Raw genomic sequence first — 15,290 nt, 5'->3', positions numbered from 1 at the left:
AGTGTACCAAGGTTTATTACAAAAGGATGACGACCCCCATGGAAAAAAATCCCCCAAAACATGATCCCCAGGAAAAAGCCCTTGCACCCCTCAGAGATGAGATAGACCAAATTGATTCCCAGATTTTGGACCTGATCAACCAGCGGCTGTCCATTGGAAAACAAGTGGGTGCCGTTAAAAAAGAAAAAGGAAGCCAGGTTCTGGATCGGTCCCGGGAAAGAAAGGTCATTGAAAAGATCTGGAAAATGAATAAAGGACCCGCCAACCGAGATCTATTGCAATATATATTTAACGTGATCATCACCGCCACCCGGGAAATTCAAAAACCCAAAACCATTTCCTATCTTGGACCAAAGGCCAGCTATACCCATATTGCAAGCTTGAACCATTTCAAGCATTCCGGCAAATTTATTGAACAGCCCGGCCTGTTTGATATCTTCAGGGAGGTTGAAAAAAATGAAAGTCATTTTGGGGTGGTACCCGTTGAAAACTCCATTGAGGGGGCTGTAAATCACACCCTGGATCTGTTTACCGATTTTAACCTGACCATCTGTGCCGAACACTATGAGCCGGTTTCCCATGCCTTATTGTCCATAACAGGGGAAGCGCGTGATGTGAAAACCATTTACTCCCATCCCCAGGCCATAGCCCAATGCAAAGGATGGTTGAAAAAAAAATTTCCCCTGGTGGAAGTTTTGGAAACCAGTTCCACCTCCAAAGCCGCTCTCATGGCATCCAAGAACATTGAGGTGGCTGCCATTGCCAGCCCGAAGGCTGCCCATTTTTATGAATTACTGCCAGTGGAATCAAAAATCGAAGACTATTCCGGGAATGTCACTCGGTTTTTGATTCTGGGCAAACAATCGCCTGAAAAAACAGGGAAAGACAAGACCTCTATCATGTTTGCCACTTCCCATGTTCCCGGCGCCCTGTTTAAAGCCCTTGAACCCGTTAACAAGGCCGGGCTCAACATGCTCAAACTCGAATCCAGGCCCACCCGGGATCAGAACTGGAGCTATTATTTCTTCCTTGATATTGAAGGTCATGTTGAAGACAGCCATGTGGCAAAAACCATTGAACAGATAAGGGCATTCTCCCTTACCCTGAAAGTGCTGGGCTCCTATCCTGTATATGTCAAAGAGGACCTCTAAGAATATGATCTCTGCAGCCACAAATCTTTATTGCGTACTGGGAAGTCCCGTATCCCACTCCCAAAGCCCCCTGGTGCATAACATCAGTTTTAAAAATAATAAAATTGATGCCGTGTATCTGGCATTTGAGCCCCCTGATATTGAAAGTGCCATCATGTCCATGCGAACCCTTGGGATAAAAGGTGCTTCTGTTACCATTCCCTTTAAGGAAACCATTATACACTATCTGGACGAGGTAGATCCCCTGGCCCTGGACATAGGGGCCGTGAATACAGTGGTAAACAAGGCCGGGCGCCTTGTGGGATATAACACAGACTGTGATGCGGCGCTTGCCCCCTTAATCTCCCATGGGATACAAGGCAAAACCGTATGTATCATCGGGGCAGGGGGAGCGGGCAAAGCCGTGGCCCATGGGATTGCAAAACAGGGGGGACACATTATTATCGTCAACCGTTCGGCAGAGAAAGGCGCTGCCCTGGCGGCTGAAGTCAAGGGACGATTCATCTGCCAGGACCAGATGGACACCATTGCCGCAGATGTTGTGATCAACACCACAAGTTGCGGTATGTATCCCCTTCAGGTGAATGACCTACCCTTTCCAGCCAGCAACCTGATCCCGGGCATGGTGGTGATGGATGTTGTCTATACCCCTTTGAACACAAGATTGCTGTCCATTGCCAGGGGAAAAGGGTGCACCATAATTGACGGGCTGTCCATGTTTGTGGCCCAGGCAGCGGCCCAGTTTGAGTTGTGGACCGGGCTCAAACCAGATACAAAGATCATGAGAGATGCTGTGTTAAAGAATCAAGGCTAAAGGCAAAAACCTTTTAACAAAAGACCCCAAGGAATTAACCCCAATGGAATTAACCGACCCAATAAAATCCAAACAAGTACAATCCAAACAAGTACAATCCAAACAAGTACAATCCAAACAAGTACAATCCAAACAGATAAAATCCAGACAGATCACGAATCAAATAGTTCAGGTGCCTGGATCTAAGAGCATTTCCCATAGAATGCTGATCTGTGCGGCCCTTTCAAAGGGGTCTTCAAAAATTAGAAACTTGTTGGAAAGTCAGGACCTTTCCCTGACAGCAACGGCTCTTTGTGCCATGGGGGCAGGCATCAAAGAATTGGAACCCGGCCTTGTTGCGGTACAAGGATTTAATGGTCGGCCCACTCCCCACGAAGCCCCCATATTCTTAGGCAACTCAGGTACCTCCATGCGCCTTTTAGCGGGGATTGCAGCCCTTGGACAGACCCGGTACACCCTGACCGGGGATAAAAGGATGTGTGAGCGGCCCATGATTGAATTGCTGGATGCACTCAACGCGCTTGAGGTGGAGGCAAAATCCATCCATCCAGGGGGAACTCCCCCCGTCGCCATCCAAGGGCTTGGCAGACGAGGCGGCATCACCACCATTGATTGTTCCAAGAGCAGCCAGTATTTATCTTCTTTGCTCATGATGGGGGCATTGATGGAAAAGGGCCTGACCATTTTCCTACCCGGCTTGCCGGTTTCAGTTCCCTATATTGATTTAACCATTGATGTGATGAACCAATTTAATGTTAAGGTGAATCGAATCAGTGACCTTGAATATCAGGTTCCGGGAAATCAAGTTTATGTTCCGGGTGAGTATGTGGTGGAGCCCGACCTTTCCAATGCCGGATATTTCTGGGCTGCAGGGGCTGTCACCGGCAAAGAAATCGGGGTGGATAATATCCAGGAAAATTCGCTCCAGGGGGATTTAAAACAGATTCACATCCTTGAACACATGGGCTGTTCCCTTAATATTGAAAAAAATAGTGTGGCAGTCAAGGGAGGCTCCCTCAAAGGCATAGACGTGGACATGTCCGACACACCCGACGCTGTTCCTGCCATAGCAGTGGTGGCAGCCTTTGCAAAGGGAACAACCCGGATCTCAAACATTGGCCATTTGCGGGTAAAAGAATGTGATCGCATTGCGGTTGTCGCTTCCCAATTAATAAAAATGGGAATAGGGGTCACCCAGGGTGACGACTGGCTTGAAATTACCGGCGGAACGCCAAAGGGGGCTTTCATTGAAACCTTTAACGACCATAGAATCGCCATGGCCTTTTCCGTTGCCGGGCTCGTTGTGGAGGGCATGGAAATAGAAAATCCAGCCTGTGTTGAAAAATCATTCCCAGGATTTTGGAACATCTTTGAAACCTTATAATTTTGTGTATAGGACCCCTAACCAATGAAAACCATAAAGCCCCTATACCTTGTCGGATACCGGTGCACCGGAAAAAGTACCACGGGAAAGCTGCTGGCAGCTCTTATGGGTGTCTCTTTTTTTGATACAGACAAGATTATTGAAGAAACGTTTCAGACCACCATAGAACAGATGGTCAACCAAAAGGGATGGGATTATTTCAGGCTCAAAGAAAGGCAGGTCCTTTTGGAGACTGCTAATCTTTCCAATAGTGTCATCGCAACAGGCGGGGGGGTAATATTGGATCCAGAAAATCGCAGGTTCATTCAAACCCACGGAATTTGTGCCTGGCTGTATGCAGATAGCGCCACCATCGTTGCGCGACTGGTTGCCGATGTCAAAAATTATGAGTCCAGACCCAGGTTCACAGAGGAATCCTTATCCCGGGAGACCCAAAAGATTTTAGATTTTCGCACGCCTTTGTACCGGGAATTGGGCCAGATACAAATCGATACAAGCACCCATTCACCCACCCAAGCAGCATCCATTATCAAAAGGAGACTAGCCCATGTCCGGTAGCAGTCTTGGCAAAGCATTCCAGATCACCACCTTTGGAGAATCCCACGGCCCTGCCATTGGGGTCGTAATTCAGGGGTGTCCTCCCGGACTTCCCATCAGTCAAGCCATGATCCAGGCATCACTGGACAAAAGAAAACCCGGACAGGGACCTGCCTCCACCAAGCGAAAGGAACCCGATGTCCCCCTTATTCTTTCGGGAACATTTGAGGGAAAAACCACGGGCACTCCCATAATGATCATGATTGAAAACAAGGATGCCAAATCCAGATCTTATACCGATATTGCATCGATCTTCCGTCCCGGCCATGGGGATTATACCTACCATCAAAAATTTGGTATCCGGGATTACAGGGGGGGCGGACGGGCATCTGCCCGGGAAACAGCGGCAAGGGTGGCAGCCGGTGCGGTTGCAAGGCTTGTTCTCGATCCCTATCAAATTAAGATTCAAAGCTACACCATTGGGCTGGGAGGTATCAATGCGGCTATTTTTGATGCAGATGCCATTGAAAAAAATCCCTTTAAATGCCCGGACATGGAAGCTGCCCAAAGGATGGAAAAAAGAATAGAACTAGTCAAAAGCCAGGGAGATTCCCTTGGCGGCATTGTTGAAATAAAGGCTGTAAACGTTCCGGCGGGTATCGGGGATCCGGTTTTTGACAAGCTGGATGCCGATATTGCCAAGGCAATGATGAGCATTGGCGCTGTTAAAGCGGTTGAAATCGGTGCGGGTATTGGGGCCCCTGAAATGACCGGCTTTGAGAACAATGATTCGTTAACCCTCAAAGGATTTGCCAGCAATCATTGTGGGGGGATACTGGCGGGTATTTCCAATGGAGATGAGATTGTTGTTCGGGTTCATGTAAAACCCATCCCTTCCATATCAAAACCCCAGAACACCTTGACGGATAAAGGCGTTCCCACGATTATTTCCACCAAGGGACGTCATGACATTTGTGCCATTCCCAGAATAAATATGGTCTGTGAATCCATGCTGGCGCTGGTTCTCACAGACCATATTTTAAGGCAAAAAGCCCTGGGACAAAAAAATGACCTTATTTTTTGACGATATCTGATTCCAGTTTATCAGCTATGGCAAGGGCTGAGTTCAATGAATCATTGATCACAAAAAGCTGAACTTTAAGGGTTTTCAGGGATGCCGGTGTTGCAGAGATTTTATCATTTGATGAAAAAAGCTTGGCAAGTTCCTTGGATTTATTGGCAAACTCGTTAAGTTTTTCACTAAAATTAATGATTTCACCTGCCCAGTTATTCCGTTCTTCCCGGGATAGTTCTATGCTTGCATTTCCGGTTCCGTTTACGAGCTGATCAATTTGATAGTCTTCAGGGTTTGCAATAATTTCGTACATAATGTCTCCTTTGAAACAGGTTTTATCCATGAAAATAAAAACAACACCTCAAGAATATTGAAATCCTTATGTTTAGTCAAGGAAACCCGCCTAAAAACATTGAGGATTCATAGCCTTATCCAATGAATTTGCCCCCTTAAAGATACTGCTGAATCAATTGCCGCAACTGGGTTTATGGGATATTTTTTTTTGGGATGCTTGCCAAAAAATTGAATCCTGGTTCATTGATGAACGCGCCATGATGAATACACTATATCGGACAAGATCAGGAGGCTTCCAACACATAGGACAACAAATCACCCTTGGTATATAAAATCTTTAAAATAGAAAGATACAGGGTATATTCTGCATTGTTGATTCGACGTTCGGCCTGGACGAGCAGGGTGTTGGCATCCATTATGTCGATGCTGTTGGCCATGCCGTATTTAAACTGCATGTCAACGGCTTTATAATTTTCCTGGGCAGATTTCAACTCATGCTGGAGATTGGCAAGGGCGTTGCGTGCGGTTTCAAATTCAAGAAAAGATACCTTGGATTCAAAAATAATTTTTTTCTCTACCAGGGACAAGGCTTGCCTGGCCTTTCTTTCATCGGCCAACCGCTGGTTCACCTGTGCTTTTCTAAGGCCGCCGTCATACAGGGTAAAGACAAGGCCCGCCTGGATATATGCATTATCCGATTCACCATCATAGCCAAGATAAGAGGCATCTATATCCCTGTAACCACCTTCCAGGGAAAGGGTCGGCCAATAGTCCCCTCGTTCATATTTCGTGCTCTGGGTGGCAATTTCCACGGTCTTTTTTGCTTCCATGATTTCATACCGGGTCTTGAGTGCCTGGGTTTTAATCTCATCCAGGGTGATGGTGAAATCATCCATGTTTCGAACCTCGTCTGCCGATACCCTGAAATCATCTTCAATTCCTGTGAGTCGAACAAGGGTTGCCTTGAGTTGGCCGACGGTATTGTCAGCCACAATCTTATTGGTAAGAGATTTGGAAAATTCTGCTTCTGCCCGATATAGGGCAGTTTTTGTAACATTGCCCACACTCAGTTTTTCCTGAACAAAATTTTTATGGGTTTCAAGCCGTTCCACATCGGCCTGGGCGATTTCCACCAGGCGTTTGGCATTCAAGGTCTGAAAATAGGACTGGGAAACTTGAAACAGGTAATCGGACCGGACGGATTCCTTGGAAAATTCTGCCTTTTCAATCCCTTTTTTGCTGACATCATAGGCGATCAATTCCCGTCCGTTAAGGGTAAAACTTTGGGTCAGCTTTGCTCCCAAGGTGTTCGAGTCAGGGGACAGGGCATCTTCATCTTTGTAATTAAGATAATTTCCATACAGGGTCGCCCTTGGAATCAGAACTGACAAGGCCCGTTGTTTTTCCTGCTGGGCAATAAACAGGTCATCGCCCGCTATTTTAATGGTTTCAGCATTTTTATTTGCTTCACGGCATAGATCCTGAAGCGAATACAGGGGTTGTGAATTGGCAGACACGGCCAGACAGCCAATACAAAAAATCATAAAAAACAAACTAAATAAGATCCTTCTCATCAATCACCTCTATTTGTAATAAAAAATATTTTCCACATTATTATGATTTTGCCGTTTTCGTCAAGTCAACTTACGGATGGCAATATAAAATTTTTCTTACCATATACCCTTACTCCTTTTTATCAAATACCTAATCAAAAACTTTAGGGTTATAATAGAAAAATATCCCAATTTATGATATTAATCATTAAAATTATTAAAAATGGATGGAAACAAATAAGGAGAGACAATTGACACTTATTCCAAGCACTGAATTTGACGACCTGTCATTGGTAAGGCAGGGCAAGGTAAGGGATATATTTGATACCAAAGATTCCCTTTTGATGGTCACCACAGATCGGCTGTCAGCCTTTGACGTGGTGTTGCCCGATACCATCCCTGACAAGGGAAAGGTATTGAACCAGATCTCCGTATTCTGGTTTAACCTGGTGGAGGATATTGTAAAAAACCATATCATCACAACCAATGTGGATGAATATCCCGAGGAATTTAAACGCTACAAAAAGGCTCTGGATAAAAGAAGTATGCTGGTTAAACGAGCCCAGCCCCTGGAAGTTGAATGTATTGTCCGGGGATATATCAGCGGGTCTGGATGGAGCTCCTATCAAAAGGAGGGCCATGTTTGCGGCATCCCCCTTCCCAAGGGACTCAAGGAATCGGATAAACTTGCGACCCCTCTTTTTACCCCTTCCAGCAAAGCTGAAATCGGGGATCATGATATTAATATCAGTTTTGAAGAAACCATAAATATCCTGGGCCAGGACAAGGCGGAAAAATTACGGGATTTAAGCCTTGCCATTTACAACAAAGGGGCCAAGCTTGCCCTTGAACGAGGCATCATCATAGCAGATACCAAATTTGAGTTCGGCATGCTGGACAATGAGATCATCCTCATTGATGAAATTATGACCCCGGATTCTTCCCGATTCTGGCCCCTTGATGATTATGAACCCGGAAGAGGGCAAAAAAGTTTCGATAAACAAGGCATCCGGGACTGGCTGACGGCCTCGGGGTGGGACAAAAAACATCCCGGGCCCAAACTTCCCTCTGAACTTATCGAGGCTACCGCCAATACCTATAAAGAAATTTTTACCCAATTGACGGGTGAACATGTCTGATTTGCCCAAAGAAATCCAGGTGCTGCATATCCCCCAGGTGCTGCATATCCAATTGGATAAAATTGACCTTACCGATACCCGGTATCAAATTTCAAGAGAAGCTTGTGATATCACCGGCCTGGCCCAGTCCATACGAGAGACCGGTCTGACACGTCTGCCCCTTGTCAGGTCCCAAAGGGAACCAAAGGAATCTGGAGAACCAAGTGAATCCTATATTCTGGTCACAGGCTTTAAACGGATAAAGGCCCTGGTCCACAACGGGTACAAGGATAAGGTTGCATGTCAAATCTTCCCCATGGCCTCAAAAGCAGATTGCGCTGTCCGTGCCGTATCCGACACTGCATTCTCCCGGCCATTGACCCCGGGTGAACTCATTCAAAGCATTGAGCTCCTGGGTCGATCCATGGACGCCGCTGGCATCGCAAAAAAATCATTGAGTATTTTTAATACCCAGTTTAACGCCAGATATATTAAAGATCTCCAACAAATTGCCACCTTACCCCGAAGGGCGCATGAACTCATGGATGACGGCCGGCTGTCCATTAAATCTGCCAAAAAGATAGCAAGCGGCCCCCCAGAGCTTGCCAATTGTTTTGTAAATCTTTTTTCCGCTGTAAAAACATCCGCCAGCAAGCAAGTGGAGATCATTACCAATTTTTTGGAAATTGCAGCAAGGGAAAAGATAACACCCCAAAATTTGTACCAGGAGAAACAGATCCAGGAAATACTGACGCTTGACAACAAGGATCTTGGCCACAAGGGTAACCTTTTGCGACGCTATCTCGTTGAAAGACGGTTTCCCTCCCTTGAAAAAAAACGACAGGAGATCCAAAAAAAAATCAATTCACTGAAACTGGGGCCCGGGATAAAATTTGTGGTACCGGATAATTTTGAAAGCATGATCTACGCTTGTTCCTTTGAATTTAAAACCTCTGCAGAATATGCAGCCCGGGTGGCTTGTCTTGACAGGGTATCGACCGATCCTATGTTAGAGGAGGTTTTGAAAAGATGAAAATCAACCGGCTTTTCATGGATGCCAACCTCCCCCAGGACGATGAAATTCAATATTTGACAGAAAAGGTCGGGCTTACCCCGGAAATGGTGACCGATTCACAACCGGTGTATGATGCGATCAATTCGGCCAAGGATCCCATACTGGCTGGGAAATCCATCTTGTATATCACCCGAAACAAGGGGGCCGTCATCCGGAAATGTCCCGGCACCAGCCATTACACCTGTTGTGATTACACCATTTTACACACCGGCACCTTTTGTACCATGGACTGTTCCTATTGCATTCTCCAGGCCTATTTCCACCCCCCGGTTCTCCAATACTTTGCAGGACAAGATACCCTTATCCCCCCCCTGAAACAGACCTTTTCCGAAAACAAAATCTATCGCATCGGCACAGGCGAATACACCGATTCCCTTATCTGGGAAAAAATCAGTACGGGGCCAAAGTTTTTAATAGAAACCTTTGCAAAACAGTCCAACAGTCTTCTGGAACTTAAGACCAAAACCATTAATGTGGACTCTCTCCTGGATCTGGATCACAATGGGAAGACTGTTATGGCCTGGTCCGTCAATACCCCTGAGATCATCCGGTCCGATGAACGAGGGACGGCCGCCCTGACTTCACGGCTTGAAACCGCGAAAATTTGTGAAGCAAAGGGCTATAAGCTGGCCTTCCATTTTGATCCTTTAGTCGTTTATGAAGGATGCGAGGATGCCTATAAACGGGTTGTTCATTCCATATTTTCCCATGTGAGCCCTGACAATATCGTCTGGATCAGCATCGGTAGCTTCAGGTTCATGCCCCCCTTAAAGTCCATTATTGAAAAACGATTTCCCTCATCCACCATCCCTTATGGAGAGTTTATCCTGGGTCTTGATAATAAGATGCGGTATTTCAAACCATTGAGAATACATCTTTACAAAACACTCATCGATACCATTCGAGAATATGCCCCCCATGTTAGGGTCTATTTTTGCATGGAAGATGAAGAGGTCTGGGAAAAATGCATGGGGTTTTTTCCTAAGAAAGAAGGGGAGCTGGGCCATTTGCTGGATAGGAGTGCGGCCGCTCATTGTAAACTGAATACCGCTTTTTTATGACCCAGGACTATATGGTGACAAAGAGCAGAGCCTGATAACAGACCCTGCCCTTTGTTTTTCTAGGGTTACATGAAAAACTACGCTGCATAAAATTTTTCTTTACTTCTGATTAAATATTTGAAATTTTACAATGAACAAAAAGGAATCAGATTATACCGGAAGAGGGCCTCATTCCATCCTTGTTCAAAGGCTTGCTTCTAAGGACTGATCAAGGAGCTGGTTCCCTTTGGATATAAAATCGGCCATATTAAGGGTAAAAGAAATTTTCTGATACAATCGATTCACCTCAGTCAACTCCAGTCAGAAAGAAAGACAGACAGACAGACAACACATTTTGTAAAAAATGCATGATTCAGGAAAATTCAAGGGGACCTTTTTCTACTCCCATGAGGGGCAGGTTCTTTATTTCCTCTATAAATTTCTGGCATAGAGCGGTATCGGTTTTATGGGCATAGAGATTGCCAGTCTTGTCCACCCCCCGAATAATACCATCCTGTAAAAAATATTGTACCAGTTTGAGGCTGATCGTATCCCGGTCGCCGTCCAGGACTTCACTTTCACAGGCTTCCCCAAGGGGGAGGCACCCATGGTTGTCAATCCGGGTTTTAATGAAATTGAGAATTCGAGCCAGCCTTAAAAGGGTGACCGCCTCAAGTCTTTTGGTGGTATCATCCAGGGGTAGGGCGGTTGAGCGCATCAAAGAAAAATGTTTGGGAAGAAGACCTTTTTCCCGGCAAACCCCATAATCAAGACTTCCCGGTGCGGGATAGAAAATAGAAAGTCCGGCCAGGGTTCTTCTTTGTGCCAGGCAAAGCAGGTCATTCAGGGAGGAGGTGGCAGATTGCCCCGGGGCGGCCGCTATCACGTAGGAGACACAGGTTAACCCCAGATCCTGGGCAAGGGAAAGCGCTCGGTCATGGGATCGTCTGACATCGGGTCGTTTAAAGCGCATAAGCTGGTCCCTGGAAAAAGAGCCCATGGAAAGATTAATGGTTTTAAATCCAGCCACTTGCATTGCCGTCATGATTTCCCTGTCAAGGGAGGGGGGATACAGCCCATTCATGGCGCGCAGTTCCGGGGAGTTCCCTTTAAAAATTTTGTTAAGCCCGGATAGGAGCGCCAGTATCCATTTTTTTTCCAGGGCCAGGTTTTCATCTTCAAAATCAATAAACCCAATATCCAATCGGTTGGCTTGTTCTTCTATCTCCTTGAGCACCTCCGTCACATCCCGTTGACGAAATTTACCATGGGAGGCCAAGGCAGATACAGAACAATAGGTACAATGCATGGGACAGCCCCGGCTGGAAACCATGGTGATGGCGGCCTTTTTATTGCGCTGGTAATACGCCTGATTTATACAGTCAAGGGCTGGCAGGGGGAGTTGGTTTAAATCCTTTATCCAGACAGGAGGATGGAGGGTTATTTTCCCCTTATCCCTGAACCCAATGCCGGGAACCTTGTCAAGGGCGGTTTTGTTTTTCAGTGCATCACAGAGAAGCCCAAGAGAATTTTCTCCTTCACCCCTAAGGACAAAATCTACTGCCTTGCACTCTAAAACCGCTTCGGGAAAATGGGTGGGATGGTGGCCGCCCATTACAATATAGGCCTGGGGATAAAATTTTTTAATGACCCTTGCTGTTTCCAGGGCCTGGTCGCAATAGGCCGTAAATAAGGATGAAATACCCACCAAAAATGGTTTTATATCCCTGACCCTTGTCCCGATGTGTTCATAGCTGTATCCAAAATGTTTGAATTGGTGAAACAGGGAGAAAAGACTTATATCCTCCCTTCCATAGTAGGGGGATAAATAGGAAAACCCGGACGGATAGGCAATTGATTTTGATTTGTCCGTGGCAAGCCCATCCAGGATTTGACTTGAATACCCCTTGGCTTCAAGGCTTGCACAAATAGAGGCAAGCCCATAGGGAATGGTTCTTTTGGAGGTGAGATAAAATTCTTCAATGGGGGGCTGCACCAAAAGAATATTTAAGGTTTTGTTGGAGGCTTTATAATTTTTTTCTGGAAAATTCATCTTTTATAATCCGGGTTTAGGTCTGGTCAACATCGGGAAATTTGACGATAAGGACAAGGCACAAAAGGGGGATAAATGCGGAATAAAAAAGGATGGTCTCAAGGCCATAGATGTCAGCCAATTTTCCCACAATGGGGGTAAAAATACCCCCCAGTCCGTAGGCAAATCCCATCATCAGGCTTGAGACCATGGCCCGGGATTTCGGGGCCAGCCTCTGGGCCATGACAACCCCCAGGGGCAGGGACGCCAACACGGTAAACCCTGCCAGAAAAGAAGTCAAATAAATCCAGGGTCCGGGCAGGAACAGGTATAATAACAAACTAGGGGGCATCAATACAAAAGAGAAAAGAAAGATCTTTTTAAAGCCGGTCCGGTCTGCCATATAACCGGCCAGAAGCCCGCTCAGGGTGCCTCCCATGATAAAAAGAGAAAAAATCAGCCCCACAGACGTCAGGTTATAGCCTTTATTGGCCAGAAAAATGGGCATAAAGGTCATAAAGGTTTGGCCGGTGATAGCCCGCAACACCATGACTCCCCAGATCAGGAGAATGGGTTTGTAAACTTTGCCAAGGCTTTCTTTCATGGAACCCATAAACCCTAAATGGGACATATTTTCTGAAACAGGTTTTGGCAGATATTTAAAACAGAATATACATGCCACAAGACCGAAGGTAAGGGTATAGGGCATGGCTTCCAGGCCATATCTTGCTACATACCAGGTAATAAATATAGGTCCCAGGGCAAAGGAAAGGGTACCGCCGGTATTGAATATGGACAAGCAAAAGCCGGTCCTGTTGCCTGAATACAAGGGCACCATACCGGTTGTTGCGGGGTGAAACATGGAGGACCCGATGGATCCCAGACAAAGCACCAAAAGCAACAAGGTAAAATTGGGGGCCAGGCCGGAAAAGGGGATGCAAAAGAAGGCAAGACACAGGCCGGTAATTACAAATTTTCTGGTTTCATGGCGGTCTGACATATAGCCCACCACGGGCTGGACAATAAATGCCAGAAACCTGATAAGACCTGTGATAAGACCCACCTGGGCAAGTGTCAGACCCAGTTTATCCACAAAGGCCGGCAGGAGCGGTGTGAAAAATGAGGAATAAAAATCACCGGTAAAATGAACCAGGGTCAGAATAAAAATGATCTTGTAATTCACTTTGCCCAGGGAGGTGTCGCTAGTGTTTGCTGGGATCATGGAGTGTTCCGAATTAAAAACTTCTAATTTTTGAGGCTGTGGATGGGGGCCGGAATCCGGCCGCCAAAGGTGACAAAGGGATCTTTCAGATCAAAATGGGGAACTGCCATGATCCTGGCTTCTCCCAAAAGACCGCCAAAATAAACCTTGTCGCCTGCTTTTTTCCCGGGTACAGGGATCAAACGGGTGGCAGTGGTTTTGGCATTGATCATCCCAATGGCCATTTCATCGGCAATAATACCCGCCAAACATTCCTCGGTAATATCCCCGGGAATGGGCACCATATCGAGCCCCACGGAGCAGACACAGGTCATGGCCTCGAGTTTTTCAATGGTCAGATACCCCTTGTGGGCGGCTTCAGCAATATTTAAATCCTCACTCACCGGTATAAACGCCCCGGAAAGTCCCCCCACATGGGAGCTGGCAAAGGCACCGCCTTTTTTAACGGCATCATTTAGCATGGCAAGGGCTGCCGTAGACCCGGGAACCCCGATATGGGTAAGCCCCAGGGCCTGGAAGATCTCTCCAATGCTGTCTCCCACGGTTGGCGTGGGCGCAAGGGACAGGTCCACCACACCGAACTTGATCCCCAGGTTCTGGGCAACTTCCCGACCGATGAGTTCCCCTACACGGGTGACCTTGCAGGCGGTTCGTTTAATGATTTCTGCAATCTGGCCCAGACTGTGGTGTTTATCTTTCAGGTTTCTTTGGATGGCCTGTTTTATAACACCGGGGCCAGAGACCCCCACATTAATGACGGCATCGGCAACCCCCACTCCCAGATAAGCCCCGGCCATGAAAGGCATGTCTTCGGGAATATTGGCAAAAACACATAGTTTGGCACTGGCAATTCCGTCGTCGTCGGCTGTCAGGGCAGCGGCTTCTTTGATAGCCCTGGCCATTAAAAGAACGGCATCCATGTTAATGCCAGCCTTTGTGGTGGCCACATTCACAGAAGCGCAGACCCGTTGGGTTTGCGCCAGGGCCCGGGGAATGGCGGCAATAAGGGCTTTATCTCCATTGGCCATGCCTTTTTCAACCAGGGCTGAAAACCCACCGATAAAGTCAATATTAACCTCCTTGGCAATATCATTGAGTTCATGGGCGATTTCAACCATCTGGTTTGAAGAAAAAGGGGCTCCCACAAGGGCAATGGGACTGATGGAGATGCGCTTGTTCACCACGGTGATCCCATATTTTTCTCCCACAGCATCGCAGACTTCTACCAGGTTAGCGGCATGGGAAATAATTTTGTTTCTTATTTTTTTCTTGAAAACTGAAAGATCGTGGCTGACACAGTCAAAGAGGTTGATCCCCATGGTGACGGCACGGACATCCAAGTTTTCATTTTTTACCATTTCTATGGTCGACATTATTTCATAATCATCAAACATGGTTTTTCCTGTTCTATTTTAAAATTGTATTTTACAATTAAATTTTATTTATGGCGTTAAAAATATTTTTATGCTGGATCCGGATATCCAAATTCAATTCACAGCCCTTTTCTCTAAGGGCCTTGAACATGGCAGGGGCATCGACGTCGGGGGTTATACTCACCTGGTAGGACATGACATTGGCATTGGGGTCGCTGCCCCCTTTGAACACGGCTTTCAGATTAATAATATTGGCATTAAAGCTTGCAATAATGCTTGAAAATCGGGCCACCAGCCCTTTTTGATCGGGGCCTATGGTGGTGATTAAAAAAATTTCTGTTTGTATTTCTTCTTGTACACCGCCGTTTGTCCCCAGGGGGCTGACATGGATGGTCAGGCCTGTGCCTTGTGTTCGGTCAAGGAAAATTTGCTCAAGTTGAGCCTGGCCAAGCCCCAACGACGGTTCAACAAAGAAAAATCCGGCAAACTGGTTTTGCAGAATCATCTGATTGACATTTTCAAGGTTGCACTCGTTCTCGTATAAAATAGCAGATATCTGGGAAATAATTCCGGGTCTGTCCTTTCCCAGGACAGTGACGATCAGTTTGTTCATTTTTTACCT

The 15,290-nt window shown here is 46.4% G+C and carries 14 protein-coding genes; 8 read left to right on the top strand and 6 right to left on the bottom strand.

Features of this window, described 5'->3' with window-relative positions; genetic code table 11:
- Nucleotides 1-38: 38 nt before the first annotated feature.
- From pheA to aroC, 5 genes are read left to right on the top strand one after another with little or no spacing between them, the layout of a single operon-like run.
- A complete protein-coding gene (gene pheA, locus ACZ45G_RS12820) occupies nt 39-1,151 on the top strand; it encodes a prephenate dehydratase (RefSeq protein WP_464178667.1) in 1,113 nt (370 codons plus the stop codon).
- Between the two features lie 4 nt (nt 1,152-1,155).
- The gene (locus ACZ45G_RS12815; protein WP_464178665.1) at nt 1,156-1,965 is read left to right on the top strand and encodes a shikimate dehydrogenase; all 810 of its coding nucleotides are present in this window, start codon (nt 1,156-1,158) and stop codon (nt 1,963-1,965) included.
- A 43-nt stretch (nt 1,966-2,008) separates the two neighbouring features.
- Nucleotides 2,009-3,349: a 3-phosphoshikimate 1-carboxyvinyltransferase gene (aroA, locus tag ACZ45G_RS12810; protein WP_464178663.1), complete on the top strand. Its 1,341-nt coding sequence runs from the start codon at nt 2,009-2,011 to the stop codon at nt 3,347-3,349.
- Between the two features lie 24 nt (nt 3,350-3,373).
- Nucleotides 3,374-3,907 carry a shikimate kinase gene (locus tag ACZ45G_RS12805; protein ID WP_464178661.1) on the top strand — a complete coding sequence of 178 codons (534 nt, stop codon included), beginning with the start codon at nt 3,374-3,376 and terminating at the stop codon, nt 3,905-3,907.
- Nucleotides 3,897-4,970 carry a chorismate synthase gene (gene aroC, locus ACZ45G_RS12800; protein WP_464178659.1) on the top strand — a complete coding sequence of 358 codons (1,074 nt, stop codon included), beginning with the start codon at nt 3,897-3,899 and terminating at the stop codon, nt 4,968-4,970. Before ACZ45G_RS12805 ends, aroC begins: the two co-directional genes overlap by 11 nt.
- On the opposite strand, the gene ACZ45G_RS12795 is transcribed toward aroC, so the two are convergent.
- Together ACZ45G_RS12795 and ACZ45G_RS12790 are read right to left on the bottom strand one after the other, a co-directional pair.
- Complete coding sequence (locus ACZ45G_RS12795) at nt 4,960-5,274, bottom strand: hypothetical protein (RefSeq protein WP_464178657.1); 315 nt, start codon at nt 5,272-5,274, stop codon at nt 4,960-4,962. The two genes, aroC and ACZ45G_RS12795, sit on opposite strands and share 11 nt — an antisense overlap.
- A gap of 265 nt (nt 5,275-5,539) precedes the next feature.
- Nucleotides 5,540-6,799, bottom strand: coding sequence for a TolC family protein (locus ACZ45G_RS12790; protein WP_464179945.1), 1,260 nt, complete (start codon nt 6,797-6,799; stop codon nt 5,540-5,542).
- A 260-nt stretch (nt 6,800-7,059) separates the two neighbouring features.
- On the opposite strand from ACZ45G_RS12790, the gene ACZ45G_RS12785 reads away from it, so the two are divergent.
- From ACZ45G_RS12785 to ACZ45G_RS12775, 3 genes are read left to right on the top strand one after another with little or no spacing between them, the layout of a single operon-like run.
- Nucleotides 7,060-7,947, top strand: a complete 888-nt coding sequence (locus tag ACZ45G_RS12785; protein WP_464178655.1) for a phosphoribosylaminoimidazolesuccinocarboxamide synthase — start codon at nt 7,060-7,062, stop codon at nt 7,945-7,947.
- Nucleotides 7,940-8,959 (top strand): hypothetical protein, encoded by a 1,020-nt coding sequence (locus ACZ45G_RS12780; protein ID WP_464178653.1) that lies wholly within the window; start codon nt 7,940-7,942, stop codon nt 8,957-8,959. The genes ACZ45G_RS12785 and ACZ45G_RS12780 overlap by 8 nt, the downstream gene beginning before the upstream one ends.
- Nucleotides 8,956-10,062, top strand: coding sequence for an SPL family radical SAM protein (locus ACZ45G_RS12775; protein ID WP_464178650.1), 1,107 nt, complete (start codon nt 8,956-8,958; stop codon nt 10,060-10,062). Before ACZ45G_RS12780 ends, ACZ45G_RS12775 begins: the two co-directional genes overlap by 4 nt.
- Before the next feature lie 352 nt (nt 10,063-10,414).
- Here the strand turns inward: ACZ45G_RS12775 and ACZ45G_RS12770 are convergent, their stop codons facing one another.
- Genes ACZ45G_RS12770 through ACZ45G_RS12755 form a run of 4 tightly spaced genes read right to left on the bottom strand, consistent with a single transcriptional unit; the run spans nt 10,415 to nt 15,281 of the window.
- Nucleotides 10,415-12,094: a B12-binding domain-containing radical SAM protein gene (locus tag ACZ45G_RS12770; RefSeq protein WP_464178648.1), complete on the bottom strand. Its 1,680-nt coding sequence runs from the start codon at nt 12,092-12,094 to the stop codon at nt 10,415-10,417.
- A 16-nt stretch (nt 12,095-12,110) separates the two neighbouring features.
- The gene (locus ACZ45G_RS12765; RefSeq protein WP_464178646.1) at nt 12,111-13,295 is read right to left on the bottom strand and encodes an MFS transporter; all 1,185 of its coding nucleotides are present in this window, start codon (nt 13,293-13,295) and stop codon (nt 12,111-12,113) included.
- 23 nt (nt 13,296-13,318) lie between these two features.
- Complete coding sequence (locus tag ACZ45G_RS12760) at nt 13,319-14,689, bottom strand: DUF711 family protein (RefSeq protein WP_464178644.1); 1,371 nt, start codon at nt 14,687-14,689, stop codon at nt 13,319-13,321.
- A gap of 37 nt (nt 14,690-14,726) precedes the next feature.
- Entirely contained in the window at nt 14,727-15,281 is a 555-nt protein-coding gene (locus tag ACZ45G_RS12755; RefSeq protein ID WP_464178642.1) for a glycine cleavage system transcriptional repressor, read from the bottom strand.
- Between the last annotated feature and the right edge of the window lie 9 nt (nt 15,282-15,290).

This window comes from Desulfoconvexum algidum, assembly GCF_055382125.1.
Note: the sequence above shows the minus strand (reverse complement) of the source record. Positions and strands in the feature narration are given on the sequence as shown.